This window comes from Acidovorax radicis, assembly GCF_020510705.1.
Lineage (GTDB): Bacteria > Pseudomonadota > Gammaproteobacteria > Burkholderiales > Burkholderiaceae_C > Acidovorax > Acidovorax radicis_A.
In genome coordinates, this window is record NZ_CP075184.1 from 4,632,642 (window position 1) to 4,656,517 (window position 23,876).

The following is a 23,876-nucleotide window of genomic DNA, read 5'->3' on the forward strand; positions in this document are numbered from 1 at the left end:
GAAGGCGGTGTGCCGCGATAACGCCGGGCTCAGCGCGATGGCGCTTCGAGCGGCGGATAACTGGAAGGCAAGGGCACCGAAGGGGCCTTTGGCGCTGAAGCAGCGGGCTTCGGAGGCGCGGGGTATTTGCTCAATTGATCGGGCGTGGCTTCCAGCACAGGAACCTTGGGCTTGTCGCCGTGTGCACCGAGCGTGGCCACGAATTCTGTCTCTGTAGGCATTTCATCGCCCTCAGAGCGGTCCAGCACGTCGCCCTTGAAGAACACGGTCAACTTGCGGGTCTGAATCTCTTCGCCGGCACGCTTGAGCGTGAACACGTATTCCCAGCGGTCCGCGTGGAACAGACTCGTGACCAGGGGCGTGCCCAGAATTTCGCGCACCTGTTGGCGGCTCATGCCAGGCTGCAAGGCCTGTACCTGTTCACGCGACACAAAATTGCCCTGCACCACATCCACCTTGTAAGGTTTTACGATGCCGGCAATGCGATTGCTTGCGCCATTGAGGCTGCTGCAGCCGGCCAGGGCAGCCATGCTGGCGCCGATCAGAAACACCAGGCCCAGGCGGGCACTGCAACGGGCTTTATCGGGCATGGATAAAAGGGCTGAGGATATGATCTGCCCATTGTAGCGGCTGCCCCCCAAGACCTTGTGGCGGAGGCCTTCATCCATCAAAGAGGACGCCATGACCAATATCGACGAGCTCAAAAGCACCGGGCTCAAGGCCACGTTGCCTCGCCTCAAGATCCTAGAGATCTTCCAGAAAGGCGCCCAGCGCCACATGACGGCTGAAGATGTTTTTCGTGTGCTGCTGGAAGATCGCTCGGACATTGGCCTGGCCACCGTGTACCGCGTGCTCACGCAGTTCGAGCAGGCCGGCATTCTGATTCGCAGCAACTTTGAAAGCGGCAAGGCCGTCTACGAGCTCAATGAGGGCCAGCACCACGACCACTTCGTCTGCACATCGTGTGGCAAGGTGGAAGAGTTTTACGACCCCGAAATTGAAAAGCGCCAGCAGACCGTTGCAAAAGCCAAAGGCTGGGTGGTGCAAGACCACACGATGGCCTTGTATGGACAATGCGCGAGTTGCGCTCAGAAATAAAAAGCAAAAAGGAATCGGCAGAAGCAAAAACCCGCCGGACGGTCCACACGCTCAGACCGTCCGCCACCACATCCCTTGAAGGGGCGTGGGACCTCAGTGGCCGGTATCGCGCTCCATGGCGCGGCGATGCCGCTCCACGAACTCCTGATAGGTATCGATGCCCCGCAGCTGCAAGATGGTGTTGCGCACAGCGGCCTCTACCAGCACCGCGATGTTGCGGCCCGCCACCACCTGAATCACCACCTTGAGGACCGGCACACCCAACACGTCCTGCGTGAGGGGTTCGTAAGGCAGGCGCTCGTAGTCGCGCTCCAGCGTTTCCTTGCGCACCAGGTGCACGATGAGTTTGAGCCGCATCTTGCGGCGCACCGCAGTCTCGCCAAAGATGGCACGGATATCGAGCAGACCGATGCCACGCACTTCCAGCAGGTTCTGCAGCAGGTCGGGGCATTTGCCTTCTATGGTGGTCTGGTTGATGCGAAACAGGTCCACCGCATCGTCCGCCACCAGCCCCTGCCCCCGCGAAATGAGCTCCAGCCCCAGTTCACTCTTGCCCAGGCCCGATTCACCGGTGATCATCACCCCCAAGCCCAGGATGTCCATGAACACACCGTGCATCGTGGTGCGGTCGGCAAAATGTTTGGACAGATAGGCGCGCAACACGTCGATGACAAACGCCGCCGATTCGTGTGTCGAAAACATCGGAATCTGCGCGCGTTCACACATGGACACGAGCTCGTCGGGCGCCGTCTGGCTGTCGGCCAGCACCAGCACCGGGGGCTCCAGCGTCACGATGCGCGAAATGCGGCGTTTGCAGTCGTCAGCAGACGCATTGCTCAAATAGGCAATTTCGCGCTCGCCCAGAATCTGCACACGATAGGGGTGGATGTAATTGAGGTAACCGACAAGATCAGCACCGGACCGCGCCGAGCGCACGGCCACTTCATCAAAACGCCGCTCGGAAGCCCCCAGCCCTGCCACCCATTCCCATTTCAGCAGGCCGCGAAATTCCTCAAACAGGACATCGGCACTGACAAAATTGGGTTTCACGGCAGACCAGCGAAATGGCTAAGGCGCGCGCGACCGATCAGGCAGCCTGCGTAGACTGCCAGCCTGCGATCATGCCGTGCAGCGCTTGGGCATCGGCGCATGCCTTGAGCTTCTCGCGCAAGGCCGAATCGCTGAGCAGCTCGGCAATTTCGGAGAGTATCTCGAGGTGCTTTTGCGTGGCTGCCTCGGGCACCAGCAAAAAGATCAGAAGGCCTACGGGCTGCTCGTCAGGCGCGTCAAAACCAATCGGGTTCAGCAACTGAAACACAGCTGCCATCGGAGCCTTGAGCCCCTTGATGCGCCCATGGGGAATGGCGACCCCATGACCCAAACCCGTAGAACCCAGGCGTTCACGCGCAAACAGACTGTCTGTAATCAGTGCGCGCGCGAGTCCGTGTTGGCTTTCGAACAGCAGCCCCGCTTCTTCAAAAGCGCGCTTCTTGCTGGTGGCGTCCACGCTCACAAGAACTTGAGCGGGGGGCAGGATGGAGGAAAGTCGGTTCATGGTCAAGGGTAACAATTATGCACATATTGGCAAAAACCCTGAGCACTGCGCACCGGGCAACAAAAAAACCGCCCAAAAGGGCGGCCTCGGTGCCAGGCTCTGGGCCGACGCATCAAGCCTGGAGTTCGCGCTTGGCGGTTTCGTGATGGTGATCTTGCAGACGGTCCTTGTGCCGCACTACCTGACGGTCCATTTTATCGACCAACTCGTCCACCGCTGCATACAAATCGGCATGGGCGCTTTCGGCGAACAGATCACTGCCTTTGACGTGAATATTGCATTCGGCGCGTTGCCTCTTCTCCTTTTCCTTTTGTTTCTCTACCGTCAGCAGCACCTTGACATCGACAACCTGGTCAAAGTGGCGGGTGATCCGATCAAGCTTGGTAGTAACGTAGCTGCGCAATGCGGGGGTGACTTCGAGGTGGTGACCACTGATCGTCAAGTTCATAAAAAAAGTCTCCTTTGGCTCTCGGTGGAAGAAACGCCGCCCTGGATCAGAGGAGCGGCAGGGGGAACTTGAATGCATCCGTTGACGTGAGTTCACTATGCCCCTGTGCCCACCTAAAAGCAATCTCATACCGGTTCCCTCGGCTGGGTTATCGCGCCCGAAGTGCCAAGCGCTCCAAAAGCGCGCACAATGATTCGGTTAAGCGGTTGGCGCTTCCAGAATCTGTACGAACCGCCCACTCGGTGCCCAGCGGGGTTGCAGGGTGGTCTCCGTGGGGTGCCGGCTCTTTCCGGGTACGCCGCCAGCCGCCCGATACGCGACGCCGCAGACTGCAAAGCGCAAGACAGCAGCCCGGCTTGGCTCACGCAGGCACCAACACCCGCCCCGCGCGTAAAATCCACTGGCTGCGCGGACGCTTCGCCCAGCACTCGTTTCCTCTCCTCCTTCGGACTGCCCCTGGCGGATATCGACCGCCTTCACCGACACCATGACCCAGCCCAGCTCCAACGCCCTGCACACCTCTGCACTGACCTCGCTGCCTCTGCTGGCACGCGGCAAGGTGCGCGACAACTACGCCGTGGGCAACGACCGCATTCTGATGGTGGCCAGCGACCGCCTTTCTGCCTTTGATGTGATCATGGGCGAGCCTATTCCCGGCAAAGGCGAGTTGCTCACGCAGATGGCGCTGTTCTGGTTCGACAAGCTTGGCCACCTCTGCCCCAACCACCTGACCGGCGACGCCCCGGAGAGTGTGGTGAGCCCCGCCGAAGCCGCGCAGATTCGCGGCCGCTCGATGCTGGTGCAACGCCTGCAGCCCATCCCCGTAGAGGCCGTGGTACGTGGCTATCTGGCCGGCAGCGGCTGGAAGGAATACCAGGAGTCGCGATCGGTCTGCGGGGTGCCGCTGCCCGAGGGCCTGACCAACGCCGCCAAGTTGCCCGAGCCCATCTACACACCTGCCGCCAAAGCGGCCATGGGTGAACACGACGAGAACATCACCTTTGAACGCACGGTGGAAATGATCGGCCCAGACCTGGCCACCCGCATCCGCGATCTGAGCATCGCCATCTACAAGGCGGCCGCCGAGATCGCACTCACCAAGGGAATGATCATTGCCGACACCAAGTTCGAATTTGGTCTGGCGCCCGACGGCACGCTGGTGCTGATGGATGAAGTGCTGACCCCCGATAGCTCGCGCTACTGGCCCGTGGAAGGCTACGAGGCCGCCTTCGCCACAGGCGAGAACCCTCCCAGCTACGACAAGCAGTTCGTGCGCGACTGGCTGGAGCAGGCCAAGGTCAACGGCAAGCCCTGGGACAAAACAGCGCCCGCACCCCGCTTGCCACAGGATGTGATCGAAAAAACCGCCGCCAAATACCAAGAAGCGCTGGATCGCCTGACCGCTTCGTAAACCAGGGACTGGACGCAGTGGCCTGGCTGCTGCGTTCACGAACAGGAAGTCAGCGCAGGGGGGCCTCTTGCGCCTCAAAACGCAACAGCGTTTCTCCATCGGCGCCCTTCAATTGCAGTTGCGTATCCTGCTGCCGAAAGCCCACCACCGCTGTCAAGGCCTCGAAAAACCGTGTTTCCATGGCGCCGTTTGGCAGGCACAAGGTGATGTTGGAGACCAGTCGGTCCACACGCAACCGTGAGCCCTGCACTGCGTAGTCGGCCAGGAAGCGGTTACATCCGCCCGAGCCGGTGATACGCGTCACACCACCTTCATCGGGTTGGAAAACCACGAACGGCACCACCCCACCGTCACGCGGGCGCGGCACATGCTGGTCCCCCACGTCGACAAGCCGCCAATGGGTCAACGTCAATGGCACCCCGGCATCCGCCGTGGCCGATTGCGGTGGTGGCCTTTCAAGCCACAGGTCCACATGGCGAAAGGCCGCCTCCTGCGGCACGGCATAACGCTTGTTGCTGGCCAGCATCAAGCGGCCGTCCAGCGTGACGGTCGCACGCACTTCATATCGGCCCTTGGCCACAAATCGCACCGAGGGGTAAGGGATCCACACCGCATACGGCGGGTTGCCGGCAGACTCGCGGCGCTGGCGCCCCAGCACCACCGGGGGCAGATCAGGGTTGGTCACATCCAGCAATGTGGCCTCGAAGACAACATCCGGCGGCAACCGGATGCGCTCGCGCGCCAACGCCACACCAGAGACGGCCGCATCGGGCGCGGGCGGGCGGTTGGCGCAGCCCACCAGCTGGCCACACAGCAGCACGGCCACCAGCGGCAGCCGCCAATGTGCGCACAGCCCTGCGCAGCGGCGCTGCGCGGGCGATCCGGTCAGTGCCGCAGGGACAAGGTTCAAAGGGACAGGCGCAGAAAGCGCAGGAGGTGCAGGCAACGCAGGCAGGCCTCTCACCCCGTCACCCCCTGTCAGCTCAGCACCACGCTCGACAGGCGACGGCGGTAGGTGGCGACCACCGGGTCTTCCGGCGGGATCTGGCCTTCTGCCACCTTGGGTTTGGGCTTGTCGATGATTTCGAGGATGGCCACATAGGTCTTGCGCGCAGCCTCTTCGCCCCAAGCCTTGTCGCGCATGAGGATTTCAAGGAGTTCATCCATGGCATCCGTCCAGCGCTGGCCCGCCATGAGCCAGCGCGCGCGGGCATAGCGGGTGCCAAAGTCACGTTTGTTGGCTGCAATTTTTGCATCAAATACGGCTTCAGCGCTTTCACTATAAGCGCTAACAGCTACGAAATCAATAGCATCCATCCAGGCCTTCAACGCCCCCAGGCGGCGCGAGGCCAGGGCTTTGGCGATCACCGGGGCAAAGGCCACTTTGGCATCGTCCTCACGGCCGAGCTGCAGCAGCAGCTTGACGTAGTCAAAACGTGCATCGTCGTTGGAGGGATCGGTGACCACGGCGTGCTGCAGCTTTTCCAGCGCAGTGGTGGTGTCGCCATCGGCCAACGCCTCCAGGGCCTGTTCTTCCTCGGCGTTGGCCTCCAGCACGTCGGCCGTGGGCACATGTTTGTCGAGAAACTCGCGCACCTGGCCTTCGGGCAGCGCTCCCATGAAACCATCCACAGGTTGGCCGTTCATGAGCAGCACACAGGTAGGGATGCTGCGGATGCCGAACATGCCCGCCAGCTGCTGCTCTTGGTCGGAGTCGATCTTCACCAGCTTGAAGCGGCCTTCGTAGGCAACCTCCAACTTCTCCAGCACCGGGCCCAGCGACTTGCAGGGGCCACACCAGGGCGCCCAAAAATCCACCAGCACAGGCACGTCGGTAGAGGCGGCGATCACCTCGGCTTCAAAATTTTCTATGGTGACATCGATCATGTTCAGTCCCGGTGGTGCGGCGTGAGGCGCGAGGCGCCACACGCCAATCAATGGATCAGCCCGTTGGTCATCATGGATGAATCAGGCCGTACCGCAACGCAGGCGGCCGGGTGGCCACCACGGTTGTGGCGCAGGTTCAGCGCGGATTCTCCAGCAATTTCATCACCCTGCGTGGTGCGGGTGTGTAGGCGATGGCCCCGGATTCCCCGCGCGCAGGCCCACGCTAGCGCAGCGTGCGCAGCGTGCGCGGCAGCGCGCGGGTGCGCCGGCTGTAGTAGCCGGTTAACACCCGCCTCGGCCACACGGCCACCACAATGGCAACGCACCGTTTTCCCTCACAACCACACCAGGAGACACACATGGCAGGCAAAAAAATTCTGATGATCTGCGGCGACTATTGCGAGGACTATGAAACCATGGTCCCGTTCCAGGCGCTGATGGCGGTAGGCCACACCGTGCATGCGGTGTGCCCCGACAAAAAGGCGGGTGACCATATCAAGACGGCCATTCACGACTTTGAGGGCGCACAGACCTACAGCGAAAAACCCGGGCACAACTTCACGCTCAATGCCAGTTTCGACGAGGTCAAGCCCGAGCACTACGACGCGCTGGTCATTCCCGGCGGCCGGGGCCCCGAATACCTGCGCAACAACGCCGCCGTGTGCGCCGCCGTGCGGCATTTCTTTGACACAAACAAACCGGTGGCAGCCGTCTGCCATGGCGCGCAGTTGCTGGCGGGCGCGGGCGTGCTCAAGGGCCGCACCTGCTCGGCATACCCCGCCTGCCGTGTGGAGGTGGAGATGGCCGGCGGCCACTATGCCGACATCCCCGTGGACCAGGCCCACACCGAAGGCAATCTGGTCAGCGCCCCCGCCTGGCCCGCCCATCCCGCGTGGATCGCGCAGTTCCTTGCCTTGCTTGGAACACGCATACAGCTTTAAACCCTCCGCCCGGTAGCGCCAGCGCCGACCCTGGCGCTGTGACACACAAAAGTGGGTAAAAACAGCATGCAGCGCTTACTGGACAAGCGCTACAAGCTATCATTTTTGATAAAAGCACCCCGGACTTGACGCTTGAGCGCCCGGCCCCCACCATGGGAGCCCCCTCCAGAAAGCCCCGCCATGTGCCAAGTTTTCGTCAGCGCCGACCCACAGCTGTATGCCTACCGGGCCCGCTCGGTGCGGCTGCACGGTGTGGCGACCAGCATTCGGCTGGAGAACCTGTTCTGGCAGGTGCTGGAGGAAATTGCCACCCGCGATGGCTACACCGTGCCCCAGCTGTGCACCAAGCTGTATGACGAACTGGTCGCCGAGCGCGGCGCGGTGGACAACTTCACTTCGTTCCTGCGCGTGTGCTGCACCCGCTACCTTGCACTGCAGCTGTCAGGGGACATTTCGCAGGACACACACGTCCCGATCCGCGCCATCATCGCGCCACACGCGCGCCCACCCCTGCACCCGTCCACGCATGTCGCGGCACCAACGGGTGCGGTGAGGCACTGACAACCCCACCGTTGGGCTCACCGCCACCGGGCGCAACAACCCGCATGCCCGCAGCAAAAGTAAAATCGCGGGTTCTATCCAAAGTGGTGCCGCTGGCCAAGCCGTCGGCGCTACCACCCCACACCATGAAACCCATCCAGATCGGCGTGGTCATGGGTTCCAGCAGCGACTGGGACACCATGCAGCATGCAGTGCAGATTCTTGAACAGTTCGGCATCGCCCACGAGGCCCGCGTGGTCTCGGCCCACCGCATGCCCGACGACATGTTTGCCTACGCCGAGGCCGCCGCCGGCCGGGGCCTGAAGGCCATCATCGCGGGCGCTGGCGGCGCCGCCCACCTGCCCGGCATGATCGCCGCCAAAACCCCCGTGCCCGTGCTCGGCGTGCCGGTGGCCAGCCGCCACCTGCAGGGCGTGGATTCGCTGCACTCCATCGTGCAGATGCCCAAGGGCATCCCCGTGGCCACGTTTGCCATTGGCACGGCGGGCGCAGCCAATGCCGCCCTGTTTGCCGTGGCCCTGCTCGCCAACGAAAGCCCCGAACTGCGCCAGCGGCTTGAAGCCTTCCGCGCCGAGCAGACGGAAGTGGCCCGCAATATGACCTTGCCACCTGCATGAACAAGACCCCCACGCTCCACCGCTGCGCGGGTCGCTGCCCCCCGAGGGTGCCGCTTTTTCATCTTGGGGCGGCCCGGCGATGAAAAAATTCACCGATCAACCCCTTCTGCCCGGTAGCACGCTGGGCGTGCTCGGCGGTGGCCAGTTGGGCCGCATGTTTGTGCACCAGGCCCAGGCCATGGGCTATTTCACCGCCGTGCTCGACGCCGACCCCACCAGCCCCGCCGGGCTGGTGAGCCATCACCACATCCAGACGGGCTACGAAGACCCGCAAGGCCTGGCCGAGCTGGCCCGCCTGTCGGACGCAGTGACCACCGAGTTCGAGAACGTGCCCGCCGCTGCACTGGCCACGCTGGCCGCGCAGCGCCCCGTGTCGCCAGCGGCCAGCGCCGTGTCTGTGGCGCAAGACCGAGCGCGGGAAAAGGCCCACTTTGTGGCCTGCGGCGTGCCTTGCGCGCCGTATGCCGTGGTCGAAACCGCCGAGCAGCTGGCTGCCGTTTCAGCCGATCTGCTCCCCGGCATCCTCAAGACCGCCCGCATGGGCTATGACGGCAAGGGCCAGGCGCGTGTGAAGGCGCCCGCCGAGCTGGCCGCCGCCTGGGATTCCGTGGGCCAAGTGCCCTGCGTGCTGGAGAAGATGCTGCCCCTGCAGCTCGAATGCTCCGTCATCGTGGCGCGCAGTGCCGATGGCGCCATGGTGCACCTGCCCGTGCAGCGCAACCTGCACCGCGACGGCATCCTGGCCGTGACCGAGGTTTATGAAGGAAATTTGCCTCTAGCGCTTGCTACACAAGCGGTAGCCGCTGCGAAATCTGTAGCAGAAGGCCTGCAATACGTGGGCGTGCTGTGCGTGGAATTCTTCGTGCTGCAGGACGGCAGCCTGGTGGTCAACGAGATCGCCCCGCGCCCGCACAACAGTGGCCACTACAGCCAGAACGCCTGCGACGTGTCGCAGTTCGAGCTGCAGGTGCGCACCATGGCTCGCCTGCCGCTGACGCAGCCGCGCCAGCACAGCCCCGCAGTCATGCTCAACCTGTTGGGCGACCTGTGGTTTGCGCATGGCGATGCCGAGCAGACACCCCCCTGGGCCGAGGTGCTGGCCCTGCCCGGCACCCACCTGCACCTGTACGGCAAGCGCGAGGCCAAGCGCGGCCGCAAGATGGGCCACCTCAACGTGACCGGTTCCACGCCCGATGGCGTGCGCGCCATCGCCCTGCGCGCTGCCGCGCTGCTTGGCATTGCCCCGTTTTGAAGGCCGCAGTGACATGATCCTGGATGGAAATGACCCTGCGGCCATCGCCGCCGCTGCCCACGCCGTGCGCGCCGGTGCCCTGTTGGGGTTGCCCACCGAAACCGTGTACGGCCTGGCCGCCGATGCCAGCAGTGATGCGGCGGTGGCGCAGATCTTTGCCGCCAAGGGCCGCCCCAGCGACCACCCACTGATCGTGCACGTGGCCAGCGCAGAAGGCATCGCGCACTTCGCCAGCGAGGTGCCGGATTTTGCGCAGAAGCTGGTGGATGCGTATTGGCCCGGTCCCCTCACCCTTATCCTGCCGCGTCTGCCGGGGGTGGCAGGCGCCGCCACGGGCGGCCAGGACAGCGTGGGGCTGCGCTGCCCCGCCCACCCCGTGGCGCAGGCGCTGCTGCGGGCCTGCGCGGCGCCGGGCGACGAGGCAACCCAGGGCGGGCCGCCCGTATGGGGCGTGGCCGCTCCCAGCGCCAACCGTTTTGGCCGGGTGAGCCCCACCACCGCACAGCATGTGCAAGACGAGCTGGGAGCCGACCTGTTGGTGCTCGATGGCGGCCCCTGCGCCGTCGGTATTGAAAGCACCATCGTGGACTGCACACGCGGTGTGCCAGTGCTGCTGCGCCCAGGCGCCGTCACGCGCGAGCAGATTGAGGCGGCGTGTGGCATCAAGCCCCTGTCCAAGGAGGACCTGCCCGCACTCACCCCCCGCGCCTCCGGCACCCTTGAAGCCCACTACGCGCCCCATGCCAAGGTCCGCCTCATGGACGCCAAGGCGCTGCAAACCGGCCTGGATCTACTGGGAAGCGACGCCGCCCACATCGCGGTATATGCCCGCGTGGTGCTGCGATCGAAATCCCCCCGGTTGGTGATACGCCGCATGCCCGACGACGCTGCCGCCACGGCGCAGCAGCTTTTTGCGGTATTGCGCGGCTTCGATGATGAGCGGGTGAAACTGATCTGGATCGAGACCCCGCCCCCCAGCCCCGAATGGGAGGGCGTGCGTGACCGTCTCCAACGTGCGGCAGCCGCGTGACGGCATGACAGCGTGCCGAGTGACTCGCATCACGCCTTTGTCCCCAGGGGACGCCACCAACGCGCAGGAGCGCAGCGGGGCGGGCTTTGCCCCGTGTCCGCGGGCCTGGGCTGCAAGGGGCAACGCACAATGCCCCCAGAATCCTCTCGCGGCTCACGGGCAGGCAACCGTGGCGCTTTACATGCGTTGACGTTGCGTCGTTAAACTACCCCTCACTTTTCTGGAGAAATACATGGCAGCAAATTGGATGCGCCGCACCGTTCTGGTCGCCGCATGTGCGTCGGCCGCGTTGCTTGCGGCTTGCGGTTCAAGCACCACCGAATCGGCCATCACGCCAACGCGTTTTATCGCGTTCGGTGATGCCAACAGCGATGTGGGGCAAAACGGCTCGCGCTACACGGTCAACGACGGCAGCGTGAACAACTGGACGCTGCAGATCGCGGCCAAATATGACAAGTCTTTGACGGCGGCATCAGCTGGTGGAACGAGTTATGCAGTGGGCAATGCCCGCATCAAGGCCAAGCCCGACGCCGCAGGCAAAACCAGCACCCTCACCCTCACCGAACAGATCGATAGCTTTTTGGCCAGCGGCGGCAGCTTTGGCGCCAGCGATGTGGTGTTCATGAGCGGCGGCGTGAGTGACGTGATCGCAGGCACGGCAGCCGTGCAGGCCGGCACCCAGACCGAAGCCGCGATGGTGGCGGCCTCCCGCCAGGCGGGCGAAGACATGGCCGCACAAGTCAAACGTCTGGTGGACGCGGGCGCCAAATACGTGGTACTGACCGGCACTTACGACCTAAGCAAAACACCCTGGGCCAAGTCCATCGGACGGGAATCCCTGCTGACCAACGCGAGCAGCCGCTTCAATGAAGGCCTGCTGGTGGGCATCGTGGACCTGGGTGCCAACGTGCTCTACGTGGACTCGGCTTACTATGTGAACCTGTACACCAGCTCACCCGGTAGCTACGGCTTCGAAGACGCTACCACGGCCGTGTGTACGTCGGTGGATGCCACCAATGGCATTGGCATCGGTGCAGGCCAGGTGAACTCGGCCTTGTGCAATACCTCCACGCTGCTGTCCGGGGCCAACCAGGACAAATACACTTTCGCTGACTCTGTCTACCTGTCGCCTTCGGCCCAGCGCCAGTTTGGCACCTATGCCTACGACCGCTTGCGCGCGCGCTGGTAAATTTGCAGCCTGCGCAGCACAAAAAAACCGACCCGCAGGTCGGTTTTTTTATGCCCGAGAGCACCAGGCTCAGAAGCGGTAGCCGATGCCCACGGCAAACACGTTGGGGTTGAGTTTGATGTTGATCGACTGCCCCGACGACAGGTGTGTGGTGGTCTTCAAGAAGCTCTTGTAATAGGCCGCGTCCACGAACCAGCGCTCGTTGAAGTTCCAGACAAAACCCACCTGAGGCGTCAGCCCCCACTTGTTGTCGATCGAAGCCGTGGTCGGGTTGGCGGGGTTGCCACCTGTGACCCCTGTCAGCGCAGCCGTCGAGCGGTTCTTGAAGAACCGGCTGTACGTCACCCCCAGCCCCAGGTAAGGGCGAAACTTGGCATTGGCTTCACCAAACCGGTACTGAGCAAACAGCGTGGCAGGTATCACTTTGGTCTCGCCGAGTTTGCCCGTACCGGCAATGGCGCCGTCGCCATAAAAGTCGTGCTTGAACGGCAGGCCAACAGGCAGATCCAGCGCCCAGTTATCGGTCACCATGTAGTTCAACCCGCCGGTCAAGGCACTGGCTGAGCCGACATCCACGGTAGTGCCCGGAAAGCTGGGCGTGGACAGGTAACCGCTGCTCACCTGTGGAGCAATGTGGGTTACACCGGCGCGCGCACTGAACGTGCCCGCGACCTGTGCACTGGCGCTGGCGCCCACCAGCAGGGTGGCAACGGCGAGGCCGATCTTGGGGAAATGGTGCATGAGAGTTCCTTGAGGGGGTTCTGCAGGGGCTCAGAGCCAGCCCGCCTGGGACAACGAGCGCGAGACCAACTGCCCCATCAACTGGTGTACGTAAGGCGCGGGATGAAAGCCATCGGAAAACCCGTAGAACTTCCACCAGTCAGCGCCGCCGGTCACACCTGCAGGCGGTGCAGCCGACAAGGCGGCAGCGGTGCAGGCGGGAAAGGTGTAGGTAGGCAGCCCATCGCTACCTCGCCCGGTGACAGGGCAAAGCGGGGTGGTGGCATTGGCGATTTCGTACTGGGCGGGATGGTCCGCCTGGTCTTTGGATGACGCGTTGAAGTCAACGATGGCCACGCGGCTGTCACCGGCAAAACTCGCCGCCAACTGCGTGTTGAACGCCTGGATCCACGCATCAAACACAACCACCGCCTGCGCACCGGCTGCAGCGCCTTGTGCGGCAGTGATGGAGCCCAACACCAGCTTGAAGCGCGGCGTTTTCAATATGTCCGGCACGTTCAGGACCGCGACGCGTGTGGCGCCCTTGTCCAGCGCATTGGCCTTGATCGTGACGGCAAACTGGGCGGCCAGCGTCTTCATGTAGGCGCCCCCCGCCTGTGCAAGACCTGTGGAGCCGGCAGCCAGCGCGGCGCTGACGGTGGCGGCGTCCAGCACGGTGCCCAGCACGGTTTTGTAGGCCACGCCGCCATCGCTGGCCGCTTTGAGATACGCACCGATCAAATCGGCGGCATCGTTGGCACCCCCATCCACCAAAAGCAGGTCAGAGGCCACGTAGCCTGCAGTACCGGCATCCTTGAGCTGCTGCGTGATCGACACCGGCGACGTAGGCGCGGAGAAGTTGTTGATGCGTCCGCCACCCACTGCATAGTTGGTGCAACCTGCCTTGTTGGCAAAGTTGACGTTATCGGCTGACGCGTAATGTGCGCACAGCGTCTGGCTATAGCTGGCAGCCACACGGTCGACCCACAAAGCAGTGGCGCCCGTCCCGGTAGGAGCCGCGCCTTGTACCGTGAACTTGTAGCCAAACGTGCCGCTGTCGGCCAGACTGTCGCCCACTACCTTGACGCTTTTGATCGGGGCCAAGGGAGTGGTGTCAGCCCCTCCACCACCGCACCCCGCCAGCAACGCCGCAGCCGCCAGCGAAACCCACAATGCCTTGCGCTGAAAATTCATCCGTATTACTCCTGCAATATTCTTAAAAATAGAACGACCGTTCTATTTTTCAGCGATTGTATGCGGGAACGCCAAAGCGCCTCACCGGGATAACACCGATGAGGCTTGGATCGCGGCCTTTCTATCAACCGCGCGGGATGTCAGGCGTCGGGTTCTGCGTCTATTTGACCGCGTCAAAAACAGCGCGTGCCGCTACATGGCAAAACGGTGGTTCGTAGGCGCCGTGGTAGCTGCCGTAATAGGTCGCAAAGGCCGCCGAGGTGGGATCCGTGGGGGCCTTGCCGCCCGGCCCGTATGTCGCCTGCACCGCTGCGTCCACATCCACCGTCGTGACGTTGGTCACACCACGGTTGTCAAAGTCGGCCTTCATCACAGCCAGGTGCACTGCGGGTGGCACCGTAGGGTCGCCAGCGCCGCCACACAACATCACGCGCGCCTTGGGCGTCCACCCCAGAAGATCGTTCTTTTTGGCGGCCAGATACAGCGGGTTGCTCGAACTGGTTTGCGCACCCGCAAGAAACGCGGGCTGAAACAACGCATCGCGAGCCTGGTTGGGGGTTCCGCCCGGCAAGGCACCTGTGGTCACCAGCGTGGTGTAGTTCAGTGTGGGGCTGGGCAGCAGGTTCTCGATATAGGTCGCATAGGGCGGTTTGAAAGCATCGTTGACGTTCGCATAAACGTTGCCGTAGGTCTTCTGCCAGGCCGTGACCAGATAGGGCACAAAGAACTGCACGCCTGCAATGGCATCGGGAATACGCAGCGAACCCGACAGGTTGTACGGCCCCGCCAGATGGGCGCCCGCCACCACGTTGAACTCCGATCCGTAATCGCGCTCCGCAGCGCGCTGCGCCGCCATGGACGAGTGACCCCCTTGCGAATAGCCGGTGAACATGATCTTGCCCGACAGGTTCGCCCCCACAGTGCCGGCCGCGTTGCGTGCCGCGCGCACCGAGTCAATGACCGAAGTGGCTTCAGAGTCTGCGTGCAGATAAGGATGGTAGGCATAGCCGGATTTGGCAAAACCCAGATAGTCAGTGGCCACCACGGCGTAGCCCTGGGCTGCGTACATGGCCGCCAGCAGGAACGTTTCACTGTCTTGAGGATTCGCGAGGGTATGCGGCTTTTGAACGTCCGTCCCCTTCGCATAGGCCACCAACGCCGCAGCACCGCTGCAGCTCCCGCCGGGTACGAGCATCACGCCGGACGCATTGGTTTTTTCTCCCTCTTTCGCGCCCACGGTCGCATAGTTCAGCGCCACCACCTTCACATCACACTTTGCTTTTCCGGTGAGCGCCTGCAATCCGCTGCTGGCCGTGGCTGCGTCAATCTGCGCGGTGGTCAGTGTGGCCAAGGTCGCTGGTGGGTCGATCAATGCACCACGCTCGGGGCCGTCGGAGCCTCCGCAGGCAACAAGCAGCAACGCGGCAGCAGCCACACAGCTCAGGCGAAAATAAGTCATGGATGGATACCTCAGGACAGTAAAGAACGACGCATCCTGCTCGCACCTGCGCTGCAGCATCCATTGGGGATAACGCGTGAATCCCGCGCTCCCAGACACGTAGGCGACAGCGGCAGCCCCACCCGCCTCTCGCTCAATCCCTGGGGCGCGTTCGGTAGCGCAGCTTCATGGTCAATATGGTGCCCGCGAGCGTCAGGGTGATCGCATTGGCCACCACGATGGGCCATGCCGCCAATGCCAGGCCATACAACAGCCACAGCGCCACGCCGGCTGTGAACACGCTGTACATCCCCAGAGAGATACCGCTCACGTCCCGCGTGCGAAAGGTGTGCAGCGCCTGGGGCACGAAACTGCAGGTGGTCAGCGCTGCGGCCAGATAGCCGATGAGTTCGGAGGTTTGCATAGAGGGCGTGCGGGCACAAAAAGTATTCCGGGCGCGGCCGGGCTGCTGCCTGGATGATTCACTGGTCGCGTGCGGCCCAGTCGATAAGGCTGTCGAGCACGGGCCGCGCGGCGGCCGCGTTGGCGTGGTTGACGATGGCCACCAGCACGTAGCGGCGGCCGCTGGCAGCATCCACATAACCCGCCACCGCCATGACGTCGCGCAGGCTACCTGTTTTGAGGTGGGCCATGCCAGCGCGGCTCTGGCTGCGACGAAGGGTTCCGTCCACCCCCGAAATCGGCAGCGACGCCATCAGCTCCGGCATCACCGACGACCCCCAGGCCACCTGCAACATGCGCGCCAGCGCCTGCGCTGTGACGCGTGCGTCGCGGCTGAGCCCGGCACCGTTGTCGGTCTGCGGCACATCGGCGCCACCCATCCGCGACTGCCACCACTGGCGCAGCGCCGCACGGGCACCATCAAAAGTGGCCACTCCGTTCTTTTGGAGCGCCATCGTCAGGAACACCTGCTGCGCCATGACGTTGTTGCTGTACTTGTTCACGTCGCGCACCACTTCCGACAATGTGGGCGAAGTGAACACAAACACGGGCTTGAGGCCTGCCGGCACCTTACCGTCACGAACGCGGCCCGTGAGTTTTCCGCCCAACTCACGCCACATGCCCTCCACCACCCGCGCCGCAAAGCCGTTGGGGTCTGCTGCGGCAGCGGGCCACACCCGCTCGCCACAAGCGGCCGGATAGACGCCTTGAAATGTCACCTTCACCGGGTCAGCCAGCTGCGCCCGCAGGGCGCCGCGCCAGTCACCGCAGCCAGCGCCCTGCGCCGCCAACGCCACGCTGGCCTGGCGCTGCACACCGGACAGGGGCGGGTCATATTGAATGCGCGCCACACCTGCGGCCACATCTGGCACAAACGTCATCACCGACGACTTGTAGTTGAGCAGCAGCGCGTCCGGCGACGCGTTGTACGGCCGCAGGGGTTCGCCGTCAAAAAGTGCCGGATCTTGGTCGGGCACATCGAAGGCCGAGCGGTCCAGAACGATGTCTCCCACGATGACCTGAATCCCCTGCCCTTGCAAGCGCCGCATCAGCAGCCACAAACGCTCCATGACCATCTTGGGGTCGCCCTGTCCCTGGATGTAGACATTGCCACGCAGGCTGCCGTCCTGCACCGAGCCCTCCACAAAAACGGGGGTGTTCCATACATAAGCAGGGCCCAGTTGGTCCAGTGCAGCGTAAGTGGTCACCAGCTTCATGACCGAGGCGGGGTTGACAGGCACCTGTGCGCGGTGCGACAGGCGTGGGGCTGTTCGCTCAGTGCCCTGGGCGTCGATCACGAGCACACTGAGCGCCTCGCGCGGCAGGCGGGCGCGGGCCAGCGCGGCCTCGACCTCCGGCGGCAGGGCCACCGGGGCGGCCACCGCGGGCTGGGCCTGGGAATCCTGCCATCCGGCACTGCACGCCAGCAGCACCGCACCGCCCAGCCATGCGAGCACCTGGCGGCGGCCCGTGTTGAATCGCGTCGTCTTCATGCGAGGAGTCTAGACCAGCACCACGATCGATCTGTGTGGCGCGAGCGCCACCGCGGCGCCGTGATGGCGCATGGAATGATCCCTACATGACATCCGTATTTACACTACGCAACAGATTCGGAGCATCAGGCTGGAGGCATCCATGTTCACCGCCTTTTCAGCAACAGTCTTCTCAACCCAAAAAATCTCCAATCTCCATACAGCAGGGTGTCTATGAGTCAACTTTCAAATATCTCCGTCGCCAAGCGCCTAGCGCTTGGATTCGCACTGGTGCTGCTGCTCTCCATGGGCGTGATCGGCGTGAGCATCTCGCGCCTGAACGCCCTGGCGGCCGCAACAGAAGAGATGGTTCAGAACCCCATCAAGACAGAGCGACTGGTCAGCGACTGGGCTCGCAACCTGCGCACTGGCATCACGCGCACGGCGGCCGTCGCGCGCAGCAGCGATCCTTCCCTGGCAGACTTTTTTGCCGAAGACAGCAAGGCATCGTCCAAAAGCTCGGGAGAGCTGCAAAAGGCTGTCGAAGCGCTGATGTATCTGGATTCAGAAAAGAGGATCTTTCAGGAGATCGGCGCCCTGCGTTCTCTGTACCTGAAGAATCGCGACACGATCTTTGCCCTCAAAAAGGAAGGCAAAGTGGACGAGGCCAACAGCCTCCTCGAAAAACAGTTCATGCCCGATGCCAACAACTACGCGGCCAAGATGGATGAATTGCTGCGTGCGCAACGCGATCAGGTTGACGAACTGGGGCGCGCCATCCAGGCCAACCGCAAGTCCAGCAGCCAGCTGCTAATGGCACTGGGCGTACTCAGCATTTTTCTTGGCGGGCTCTTTTCATGGGTTTTGGCGAACTCAGTCACCAAGCCGCTGGCGCAGGCGTCGGACGTTGCCAAACGCGTGGCAGCGGGTGACCTGACCGCCCGGATCCCTGCGTATGGCAAGGACGAGGTCGGTGAACTGATGTCTTCGCTGGAACTCATGCAGACGAGCCTGGCGACTGTGGTGAACAACGTGCGCAGTGGCTCCGAGTCGGTTTCCAACGCCAGCGCTGAGATCGCCCAGGGCAACAGCGACCTGAGCGCCCGCACCGAACACCAGGCCAGCGCGCTGGAACAAACGGCGGCCAGCATGGAAGAGCTCAATTCAGCCGTCCGTAACAACGCCGACAATGCGCGCCAGGCCAACCAGCTTGCGTTGACGGCGTCGAATGTCGCTGTTCAGGGCGGTGCCGTGGTGGGAGAAGTGGTCGAGACCATGAAAGGCATCAACGACGCCAGCCGCAAGATCAGCGACATCATCAGCGTCATTGACGGCATTGCCTTTCAGACCAACATTCTCGCGCTCAATGCCGCAGTGGAAGCGGCCCGGGCGGGGGAACAAGGCCGGGGCTTTGCAGTGGTTGCGTCAGAAGTTCGCAGCTTGGCTGGTCGCAGCGCGGAAGCAGCCAAGGAGATAAAGAACCTCATCAGCGCCAGCGTGGAGCGGGTAGAACACGGAACCGCACTGGTGGACAAGGCCGGAAACACCATGACGGAGGTCGTGAGCAGCATTCGCCGGGTGACGGACATCATGGGCGAAATAAGTGCCGCCAGCAACGAACAGAGTGCAGGTGTTGCGCAAGTCGGCGAAGCCGTGACATCGATGGACCAAGCCACACAACAAAATGCGGCGCTGGTAGAGGAAATGGCCGCAGCGGCCAGCAGCCTCAGAAGCCAGGCCCACGACCTGGTGCAGGTGGTGGCCATCTTCAAGCTGACGGCCGACCAAACCCAGGCGCCGGGCGCCTATTCCAGGCCTGCCGCCCCCAAGAAGCTCGCGCCTTCGCCAGCCGCACCGGCATCCAAGTCTGTCGCAAAGACCTCGACCGCCCAGACCGTGTCCGCCAAGGTGCCCTTTTCTCCACCCAAGGCGGCACGGCCAGCCTTGGCGGCAGCGCCCAAGGTCCAAAGCCGCCCGTCCAACACCGGAAATGACGAGGATTGGGAGTCCTTCTGAGTTTTGACCGGTCTCGCTCAGCGGGAGGTGCGCCGCAGCTACAGATGCCGGGGTGTCCATTGCGGGCTTACCCCGGCGAATGAGCCTCGCTGCGGCGCCGCCCGATAATCCCACGATGCGTTTTTCTCCTCGCGCCATCGGCCTGCTGGCGGCGGTTGTCACTGTCATCATCTGGACGGGCTTCATCGTCATCGCCCGCGCCTCGGCCCAGCGCACGCTCACCCCGTTCGACATTGCCCTGCTGCGTATCATCGGCGCCAGCCTGGTGCTGCTGCCGTGGGGCTGGTGGATGGTGCGGCGGCGCAAGGCCTCACAGGGCGCGCAGGCGGCTGCATACAGCCTGCTGGGCATCTCCCCCCTGCCATTACGCACCACCACACTGCTGGGCACGTTTGGCGGGCTGCTCTACGCGCTGCTGGCCTATTCGGGGTTCTTTCATGCGCCCGCTACGCATGCGGCGGTGCTCATGCCCGGCAGCCTATCGCTGTGGACCACGCTGCTCGCTGCAGTAGTGCTGCGCGACTACATCACCCCGCTGCGTGCGGCCGGGCTGGCGCTGATCGTGGCGGGTGACTTGCTGGTGGGAGGGCGCAGCCTGCTGGCCGCATTTTCTGGTGGCGATGTATGGAAGGGCGATGCGCTCTTCATGCTGGCCGCATCGTGCTGGGCCACCTACAGCGTGCTGGCGCGGCGCCATGCCGTTGACGCCGTACAGGCCACCATAGCCATCACCACCTTTGCCTGCATGGTGTATGTGCCCGCCTATGCGCTACTGGTGGCGCTGGGCGCAGTCAACAGCCACCTGGGCATCGCGCCGTGGAACGAGATCGTCTTTCAGCTGGTGTTCCAGGGTGGGGGCTCGGTGGTGATCTCGGGCATCAGCTTTACGCGCATGATCCAGCACTTCGGCCCCGTGCGGTCGACCATGATCACCGCACTGGTGCCCGGGCTCTCGGCCATGGGTGCCGTCGTTTTTCTGGACGAGCCCATGTACTGGAACCTGTTCGCCGGGCTGCTGCTGGTCACCGCCGGTATCCTGCTGGGCGTGTTGCGCAAAAGCCAGGGTGCAGCGCCCGCCGTCCCTGCGGTGCCTGCAGGGCCGCCCTCGTAACCATCTCCCACTGTCCCATGAATCTGCTCGCCTTTGATACCAGTACCGACACGCTCTCGATCGCCGTGCAACACGGCGATGCCGTGGTGCAGCACACCGGTCCGGGCGGGCCGCAGGCGTCGGCCAGCATGATTCCCGAGGTGCGCCGCCTGCTCGCGCTGGCGGGGCTGTCGTTCGACACGCTGGACGCCATCGTGTTCGGGCGCGGCCCGGGGTCCTTCACCGGCCTGCGCACCGCGTGTGCGGTGGCGCAGGGGCTGGCGTTTGGCGCCCGCGGCGGCCTGGGCGTGCCCGTGCTGCCGGTGGACACCCTGCTCGCCCTGGCCGAAGAAGCCCGCCAGCAACACGGCTGCACGCAGGTGGTGGCCGTGCTGGATGCGCGCATGGACGAGGTCTACCACGCGCGCTGCGAGTGGCTGGGCAGCGACGTCGGCTGGCAGGCCGATGGCGACTTTGGCCTGGGCGCACCCGAAACGGTGCTGGCCCCCGCCGGGTGGACCGTGGCGGGCAACGCACGCGCGCCCTACGGTGATCGTTTGGCACCCGCCGCCCACCACGTGGTGGCGCTGCCCACCGCCACGGCCCTGCTGCGCCTGGCGCCCGCCCTGCTGGCCGCTGGCGGCGGCATGCCCGCCAGCGAGGCACTGCCCCGCTATATCCGCGATAAAGTGGCACAAACCACGGCCGAACGCGCCGCCCTGCGCGCCAACCCGCCCACAGCCCAACCCTGACCAGCATGAGCGCCTTACCCACGTCCCCTGACAGCGATGCACTGAATTCGCGGCCCGAAGCGCGCTTTGAAGCGCTCACGCTCGCACAGCTTGATGCCGTGCTGGCGGTGGAGCAACGCGCCTACACCCACCCGTGGACGCGGGGCAATTTCACCGATGCCATGGCCTCAGGCTACCAGGCGCAGTTGCTGATGGCGGACGATCATCTGCTCGGTTATTTTGTGGCCATGATGGGGGTGGAGGAAGTGCACCTGCTCAACCTCACCGTCAACCCGGACTACCAGCGCCAGGGCTGGGCACGGGTGCTGCTCGATGCCTTGGCCCTGTGGTCCCGGGGCCGCAGCGCACAGTGGCTCTGGCTGGAAGTGCGCGCCAGCAACCAGCGCGCCCAAGACATCTATCTGACCCACGGCTTTCACCGCGTGGGCGAACGCAAACGCTATTACCCCGCCGAACACGGCCAGCGTGAAGACGCCGTGGTCATGAGCCTGGCGCTCTGACACAAGCGCCCCACCTGCCACCCCAACACGTCCCTGCCTGTATGAGCCTTCACCTCGATGCGCGGCAACGCGCCATGCTGCAAGAAATGGGCGTCACCGTATGGGCCCCTGCAGAACCGACTGCAAACGCAACCACAACCGCAATCGCCCCCGTAGCAGACCCCGCCGCACGCCCGACGGATGCCCGCACGGCGCCCGGCCATTCCCAAGTGCCGCCGCCCATGCCGGTGGCCACCAACGCTCGTCCGCCCTCAGCAATCCCCGCGCCCCCTACGGCGCGCGCCGCAGCGGCAGCGCCCCGCGCGCGCGCGCCCACACCGGCTGCGCCTGCGGCTGGCCAGGTCATGCCAGCGCTGAAGCTGCATGCGCCTCAGGCGCTTTACCCCACGGCAGATCCGGCCAAGACACCCGCCGAGCTCGGTGGGGGCTGGTTGATCGTGACCGAAAGCGTGAACGCGTCCGAACCACTGCAAGGTGACGCCGGACGGCTGCTGGACAACATGCTGCGCGCCATGCGCCTGCACCAACACCCACGCGTATTTGTTGCCGCACTGGAACGCGCGTTGCCCGGCGGTGAAGCCGATGACGCCATTGCCACCACGTTGACCGATGTCGTGCAGTCGCTGCAGCCTGCCATGGTGCTGGTGCTGGGCCACATCGCCGCGCGTGTGGCGCTGAGCCGCACCGAGCCCCTGGGCCGCCTGCGCGCCGGGCCCCATGCGCTGGCCGGATGTCCCGCCGTGGTGACGTACGACCCGGCTTTCCTGCTGCGCTCCCAGGACGCCAAGGCCGCCGCGTGGGCCGATCTGTGCCACGCGCTGGCCCTGGTGCGCGCAGCCTGCGCGGGCACCTGAGGCCAAGAACGTGTTCACGATCCAAGGGCTGAGACGTCTTGTGCAATGACATAATCCGCCCTTTGCTGACAGCTTAATTTGACGGAGACAGCTCCTTGGAAACCTACCCGAGTTGGTAGCTTTCGGCTCCCCGGCCTGCCGTGGGGTTGAAAGCACCCCGCCCCCCGCACTGCAGACGCCACCAACCAAGGGAGTGAGTCCATGCTCAACATCTTTTCGCTTGCCAACGGCCGGCTGTTCCAGGAAGAAATCGAGTCCCTGGAGGAGCTGACCCGGTTCCAGCCCATCTGGGTGGACCTGGAAGCCCCCACGCTCGAAGAAAAGCGCTGGATCAAGCAGCACTACGGCCTGTCCATCCCCGAGGATGCGATGGATGAAGACATCGAGGAATCCGCCCGCTTCTACGAAGAAGACAACGGCGAGCTGCACATCCGCAGCGACTTTCTGATCGATGACGACGAAGACCCCCGCTCGGTGCGCGTGGCCTTCATCCTGAACCAGCACAACACCAACCTCAAGAGCCGGGGCGTGCTGTTCTCTATCCACGATGAAGACGTGCCGGTGTTCCGGCTGCTGCGCATGCGTGCCCGGCGCGCGCCGGGGCTCATCGAAGACGCCAAGGAAGTGCTGCTCAAGCTGTTCGACGCCGACGCGGAATATTCGGCCGACACGCTTGAGCGCATCTATGACGAGCTGGAAAAGGTGAGCACGCAGGTGCTGGCCGGCGACGTGACCGACGCCCGAGCAGGAGAAGTGCTGGCGGCCATCGCACGCCAGGAAGACTTGAACGGCCGCATCCGCCGCAATGTGATGGATACGCGCCGCGCCGTGAGCTTCATGATGCGCAGCAAGATGCTCAACGCCGAGCAGTTCGAGGAAGCACGCCAGATCCTGCGCGACATCGAATCGCTGGACAACCACACCGCCTTTCTGTTCGACAAGATCAACTTCCTGATGGACGCCACGGTCGGTTTTATCAACATCAACCAGAACAAGATCATCAAGATCTTCTCGGTGGCCAGCGTGGCCCTGCTGCCGCCCACGCTGATCGCCAGCGTCTATGGCATGAACTTCAAGTTCATGCCCGAGCTCGACTGGTCCCTGGGCTACCCGTACGCGCTGGCGCTGATGGTGGCCAGCGCGCTGGGGCCTATGTGGTACTTCCGCAAGCGCGGTTGGTTGAAGTAGCCCCCCCTGTGGCGCTGCGCGCCGTCCCCCCCGAGGGGGGACGCCTCCAGCGGCCCGGCAGAGCCGGTTCCGCGGTGGCGCTGGTATTGGGCGCGCGCCGGTTTCATGGTGCAGTGGTCGAACTTGTAGCCGCTGACGCTATGGCAGATCCCAGGAATCCGAGCCCCTGCCCGTTCGGGCTGAGCGTGTCGAAGCCTTGGG

The 23,876-nt window shown here is 63.9% G+C and carries 25 protein-coding genes; 14 read left to right on the forward strand and 11 right to left on the reverse strand.

Annotated features, from left to right (window positions below):
* Window positions 1-29: 29 nt before the first annotated feature.
* Window positions 30-590, reverse strand: a complete 561-nt coding sequence (locus tag KI609_RS21220) for an outer membrane protein assembly factor BamE (RefSeq protein WP_226445498.1) — start codon at window positions 588-590, stop codon at window positions 30-32.
* A gap of 91 nt (window positions 591-681) precedes the next feature.
* On the opposite strand from KI609_RS21220, the gene fur reads away from it, so the two are divergent.
* Window positions 682-1,098 carry a ferric iron uptake transcriptional regulator gene (gene fur / locus KI609_RS21225; RefSeq protein WP_226445499.1) on the forward strand — a complete coding sequence of 139 codons (417 nt, stop codon included), beginning with the start codon at window positions 682-684 and terminating at the stop codon, window positions 1,096-1,098.
* A gap of 93 nt (window positions 1,099-1,191) precedes the next feature.
* Here fur and hprK read toward each other — a convergent pair whose 3' ends face one another.
* The 3 genes from hprK to hpf form a co-directional block, all read right to left on the reverse strand.
* Complete coding sequence (gene hprK / locus KI609_RS21230) at window positions 1,192-2,148, reverse strand: HPr(Ser) kinase/phosphatase (protein WP_226445500.1); 957 nt, start codon at window positions 2,146-2,148, stop codon at window positions 1,192-1,194.
* Window positions 2,149-2,185: 37 nt separating this feature from the next.
* A complete protein-coding gene (locus KI609_RS21235; protein ID WP_226445501.1) occupies window positions 2,186-2,653 on the reverse strand; it encodes a PTS sugar transporter subunit IIA in 468 nt (155 codons plus the stop codon).
* Between the two features lie 112 nt (window positions 2,654-2,765).
* Window positions 2,766-3,101, reverse strand: coding sequence for a ribosome hibernation-promoting factor, HPF/YfiA family (gene hpf / locus KI609_RS21240; protein ID WP_226445502.1), 336 nt, complete (start codon window positions 3,099-3,101; stop codon window positions 2,766-2,768).
* Window positions 3,102-3,588: 487 nt separating this feature from the next.
* Here hpf and KI609_RS21245 point away from each other — a divergent pair, with 487 nt between their 5' ends.
* Window positions 3,589-4,512: a phosphoribosylaminoimidazolesuccinocarboxamide synthase gene (locus KI609_RS21245; RefSeq protein ID WP_226445503.1), complete on the forward strand. Its 924-nt coding sequence runs from the start codon at window positions 3,589-3,591 to the stop codon at window positions 4,510-4,512.
* A 49-nt stretch (window positions 4,513-4,561) separates the two neighbouring features.
* Here KI609_RS21245 and KI609_RS21250 read toward each other — a convergent pair whose 3' ends face one another.
* Both KI609_RS21250 and trxA read right to left on the reverse strand, forming a co-directional pair.
* Window positions 4,562-5,422: an META domain-containing protein gene (locus KI609_RS21250; RefSeq protein WP_226445504.1), complete on the reverse strand. Its 861-nt coding sequence runs from the start codon at window positions 5,420-5,422 to the stop codon at window positions 4,562-4,564.
* A gap of 68 nt (window positions 5,423-5,490) precedes the next feature.
* A complete protein-coding gene (trxA, locus tag KI609_RS21255) occupies window positions 5,491-6,399 on the reverse strand; it encodes a thioredoxin (protein ID WP_226445505.1) in 909 nt (302 codons plus the stop codon).
* A 359-nt stretch (window positions 6,400-6,758) separates the two neighbouring features.
* Here trxA and KI609_RS21260 point away from each other — a divergent pair, with 359 nt between their 5' ends.
* The 6 genes from KI609_RS21260 to KI609_RS21285 all read left to right on the forward strand — a co-directional run bounded on the left by KI609_RS21260 (window position 6,759) and on the right by KI609_RS21285 (window position 11,989).
* Complete coding sequence (locus tag KI609_RS21260) at window positions 6,759-7,340, forward strand: DJ-1/PfpI family protein (RefSeq protein WP_226445506.1); 582 nt, start codon at window positions 6,759-6,761, stop codon at window positions 7,338-7,340.
* Window positions 7,341-7,520: 180 nt separating this feature from the next.
* Window positions 7,521-7,901, forward strand: coding sequence for a ribbon-helix-helix domain-containing protein (locus KI609_RS21265; RefSeq protein WP_226445507.1), 381 nt, complete (start codon window positions 7,521-7,523; stop codon window positions 7,899-7,901).
* A 125-nt stretch (window positions 7,902-8,026) separates the two neighbouring features.
* On the forward strand, window positions 8,027-8,518 hold the full coding sequence (purE, locus tag KI609_RS21270; protein ID WP_226445508.1) for a 5-(carboxyamino)imidazole ribonucleotide mutase: 492 nt from the start codon (window positions 8,027-8,029) through the stop codon (window positions 8,516-8,518).
* Between the two features lie 79 nt (window positions 8,519-8,597).
* A complete protein-coding gene (locus tag KI609_RS21275; protein ID WP_226445509.1) occupies window positions 8,598-9,770 on the forward strand; it encodes a 5-(carboxyamino)imidazole ribonucleotide synthase in 1,173 nt (390 codons plus the stop codon).
* 13 nt (window positions 9,771-9,783) lie between these two features.
* Window positions 9,784-10,800: an L-threonylcarbamoyladenylate synthase gene (locus KI609_RS21280; protein ID WP_226445510.1), complete on the forward strand. Its 1,017-nt coding sequence runs from the start codon at window positions 9,784-9,786 to the stop codon at window positions 10,798-10,800.
* 232 nt (window positions 10,801-11,032) lie between these two features.
* Window positions 11,033-11,989, forward strand: a complete 957-nt coding sequence (locus KI609_RS21285) for an SGNH/GDSL hydrolase family protein (protein WP_226445511.1) — start codon at window positions 11,033-11,035, stop codon at window positions 11,987-11,989.
* Between the two features lie 69 nt (window positions 11,990-12,058).
* Here the strand turns inward: KI609_RS21285 and KI609_RS21290 are convergent, their stop codons facing one another.
* The 5 genes from KI609_RS21290 to dacB form a co-directional block, all read right to left on the reverse strand.
* Complete coding sequence (locus KI609_RS21290; RefSeq protein WP_226445512.1) at window positions 12,059-12,730, reverse strand: OmpW/AlkL family protein; 672 nt, start codon at window positions 12,728-12,730, stop codon at window positions 12,059-12,061.
* 30 nt (window positions 12,731-12,760) lie between these two features.
* Complete coding sequence (locus KI609_RS21295) at window positions 12,761-13,903, reverse strand: SGNH/GDSL hydrolase family protein (protein WP_226445513.1); 1,143 nt, start codon at window positions 13,901-13,903, stop codon at window positions 12,761-12,763.
* 160 nt (window positions 13,904-14,063) lie between these two features.
* Window positions 14,064-15,362, reverse strand: a complete 1,299-nt coding sequence (locus tag KI609_RS21300; RefSeq protein WP_226445514.1) for a lipase family protein — start codon at window positions 15,360-15,362, stop codon at window positions 14,064-14,066.
* Between the two features lie 133 nt (window positions 15,363-15,495).
* Window positions 15,496-15,765: a SemiSWEET transporter gene (locus KI609_RS21305; RefSeq protein ID WP_226445515.1), complete on the reverse strand. Its 270-nt coding sequence runs from the start codon at window positions 15,763-15,765 to the stop codon at window positions 15,496-15,498.
* A 58-nt stretch (window positions 15,766-15,823) separates the two neighbouring features.
* Complete coding sequence (gene dacB / locus KI609_RS21310) at window positions 15,824-17,296, reverse strand: D-alanyl-D-alanine carboxypeptidase/D-alanyl-D-alanine-endopeptidase (protein ID WP_226445516.1); 1,473 nt, start codon at window positions 17,294-17,296, stop codon at window positions 15,824-15,826.
* 213 nt (window positions 17,297-17,509) lie between these two features.
* On the opposite strand from dacB, the gene KI609_RS21315 reads away from it, so the two are divergent.
* From KI609_RS21315 to corA, 6 genes are all read left to right on the forward strand, one after another.
* A complete protein-coding gene (locus KI609_RS21315; RefSeq protein WP_226445517.1) occupies window positions 17,510-19,291 on the forward strand; it encodes a methyl-accepting chemotaxis protein in 1,782 nt (593 codons plus the stop codon).
* A 115-nt stretch (window positions 19,292-19,406) separates the two neighbouring features.
* On the forward strand, window positions 19,407-20,402 hold the full coding sequence (locus KI609_RS21320) for a DMT family transporter (RefSeq protein ID WP_226445518.1): 996 nt from the start codon (window positions 19,407-19,409) through the stop codon (window positions 20,400-20,402).
* Between the two features lie 17 nt (window positions 20,403-20,419).
* A complete protein-coding gene (gene tsaB, locus KI609_RS21325) occupies window positions 20,420-21,133 on the forward strand; it encodes a tRNA (adenosine(37)-N6)-threonylcarbamoyltransferase complex dimerization subunit type 1 TsaB (RefSeq protein ID WP_226445519.1) in 714 nt (237 codons plus the stop codon).
* A 5-nt stretch (window positions 21,134-21,138) separates the two neighbouring features.
* Window positions 21,139-21,633, forward strand: coding sequence for a ribosomal protein S18-alanine N-acetyltransferase (gene rimI / locus KI609_RS21330; RefSeq protein ID WP_226445520.1), 495 nt, complete (start codon window positions 21,139-21,141; stop codon window positions 21,631-21,633).
* Window positions 21,634-21,674: 41 nt separating this feature from the next.
* Entirely contained in the window at window positions 21,675-22,487 is an 813-nt protein-coding gene (locus KI609_RS21335; RefSeq protein ID WP_226445521.1) for a uracil-DNA glycosylase family protein, read from the forward strand.
* 201 nt (window positions 22,488-22,688) lie between these two features.
* Entirely contained in the window at window positions 22,689-23,675 is a 987-nt protein-coding gene (corA, locus tag KI609_RS21340) for a magnesium/cobalt transporter CorA (RefSeq protein ID WP_226445522.1), read from the forward strand.
* The last annotated feature ends 201 nt before the right edge of the window (window positions 23,676-23,876 follow it).

Excerpts from the sequence above, each read along its gene's own strand:
- KI609_RS21220 (WP_226445498.1), bottom strand. The coding sequence starts at position 590 with ATGCCCGATAAAGCCCGTTGCAGTGCCCGCCTGGGCCTGGTGTTTCTG.
- fur (WP_226445499.1), top strand. The coding sequence starts at position 682 with ATGACCAATATCGACGAGCTCAAAAGCACCGGGCTCAAGGCCACGTTG.
- KI609_RS21235 (WP_226445501.1), bottom strand. The coding sequence starts at position 2,653 with ATGAACCGACTTTCCTCCATCCTGCCCCCCGCTCAAGTTCTTGTGAGC.
- hpf (WP_226445502.1), bottom strand. The coding sequence starts at position 3,101 with ATGAACTTGACGATCAGTGGTCACCACCTCGAAGTCACCCCCGCATTG.
- KI609_RS21245 (WP_226445503.1), top strand. The coding sequence starts at position 3,589 with ATGACCCAGCCCAGCTCCAACGCCCTGCACACCTCTGCACTGACCTCG.
- trxA (WP_226445505.1), bottom strand. The coding sequence starts at position 6,399 with ATGATCGATGTCACCATAGAAAATTTTGAAGCCGAGGTGATCGCCGCC.
- KI609_RS21260 (WP_226445506.1), top strand. The coding sequence starts at position 6,759 with ATGGCAGGCAAAAAAATTCTGATGATCTGCGGCGACTATTGCGAGGAC.
- KI609_RS21265 (WP_226445507.1), top strand. The coding sequence starts at position 7,521 with ATGTGCCAAGTTTTCGTCAGCGCCGACCCACAGCTGTATGCCTACCGG.
- purE (WP_226445508.1), top strand. The coding sequence starts at position 8,027 with ATGAAACCCATCCAGATCGGCGTGGTCATGGGTTCCAGCAGCGACTGG.
- KI609_RS21275 (WP_226445509.1), top strand. The coding sequence starts at position 8,598 with ATGAAAAAATTCACCGATCAACCCCTTCTGCCCGGTAGCACGCTGGGC.
- KI609_RS21280 (WP_226445510.1), top strand. The coding sequence starts at position 9,784 with ATGATCCTGGATGGAAATGACCCTGCGGCCATCGCCGCCGCTGCCCAC.
- KI609_RS21285 (WP_226445511.1), top strand. The coding sequence starts at position 11,033 with ATGGCAGCAAATTGGATGCGCCGCACCGTTCTGGTCGCCGCATGTGCG.
- KI609_RS21290 (WP_226445512.1), bottom strand. The coding sequence starts at position 12,730 with ATGCACCATTTCCCCAAGATCGGCCTCGCCGTTGCCACCCTGCTGGTG.
- KI609_RS21295 (WP_226445513.1), bottom strand. The coding sequence starts at position 13,903 with ATGAATTTTCAGCGCAAGGCATTGTGGGTTTCGCTGGCGGCTGCGGCG.
- KI609_RS21300 (WP_226445514.1), bottom strand. The coding sequence starts at position 15,362 with ATGACTTATTTTCGCCTGAGCTGTGTGGCTGCTGCCGCGTTGCTGCTT.
- KI609_RS21305 (WP_226445515.1), bottom strand. The coding sequence starts at position 15,765 with ATGCAAACCTCCGAACTCATCGGCTATCTGGCCGCAGCGCTGACCACC.
- dacB (WP_226445516.1), bottom strand. The coding sequence starts at position 17,296 with ATGAAGACGACGCGATTCAACACGGGCCGCCGCCAGGTGCTCGCATGG.
- KI609_RS21315 (WP_226445517.1), top strand. The coding sequence starts at position 17,510 with ATGAGTCAACTTTCAAATATCTCCGTCGCCAAGCGCCTAGCGCTTGGA.
- KI609_RS21320 (WP_226445518.1), top strand. The coding sequence starts at position 19,407 with ATGCGTTTTTCTCCTCGCGCCATCGGCCTGCTGGCGGCGGTTGTCACT.
- tsaB (WP_226445519.1), top strand. The coding sequence starts at position 20,420 with ATGAATCTGCTCGCCTTTGATACCAGTACCGACACGCTCTCGATCGCC.
- rimI (WP_226445520.1), top strand. The coding sequence starts at position 21,139 with ATGAGCGCCTTACCCACGTCCCCTGACAGCGATGCACTGAATTCGCGG.
- KI609_RS21335 (WP_226445521.1), top strand. The coding sequence starts at position 21,675 with ATGAGCCTTCACCTCGATGCGCGGCAACGCGCCATGCTGCAAGAAATG.
- corA (WP_226445522.1), top strand. The coding sequence starts at position 22,689 with ATGCTCAACATCTTTTCGCTTGCCAACGGCCGGCTGTTCCAGGAAGAA.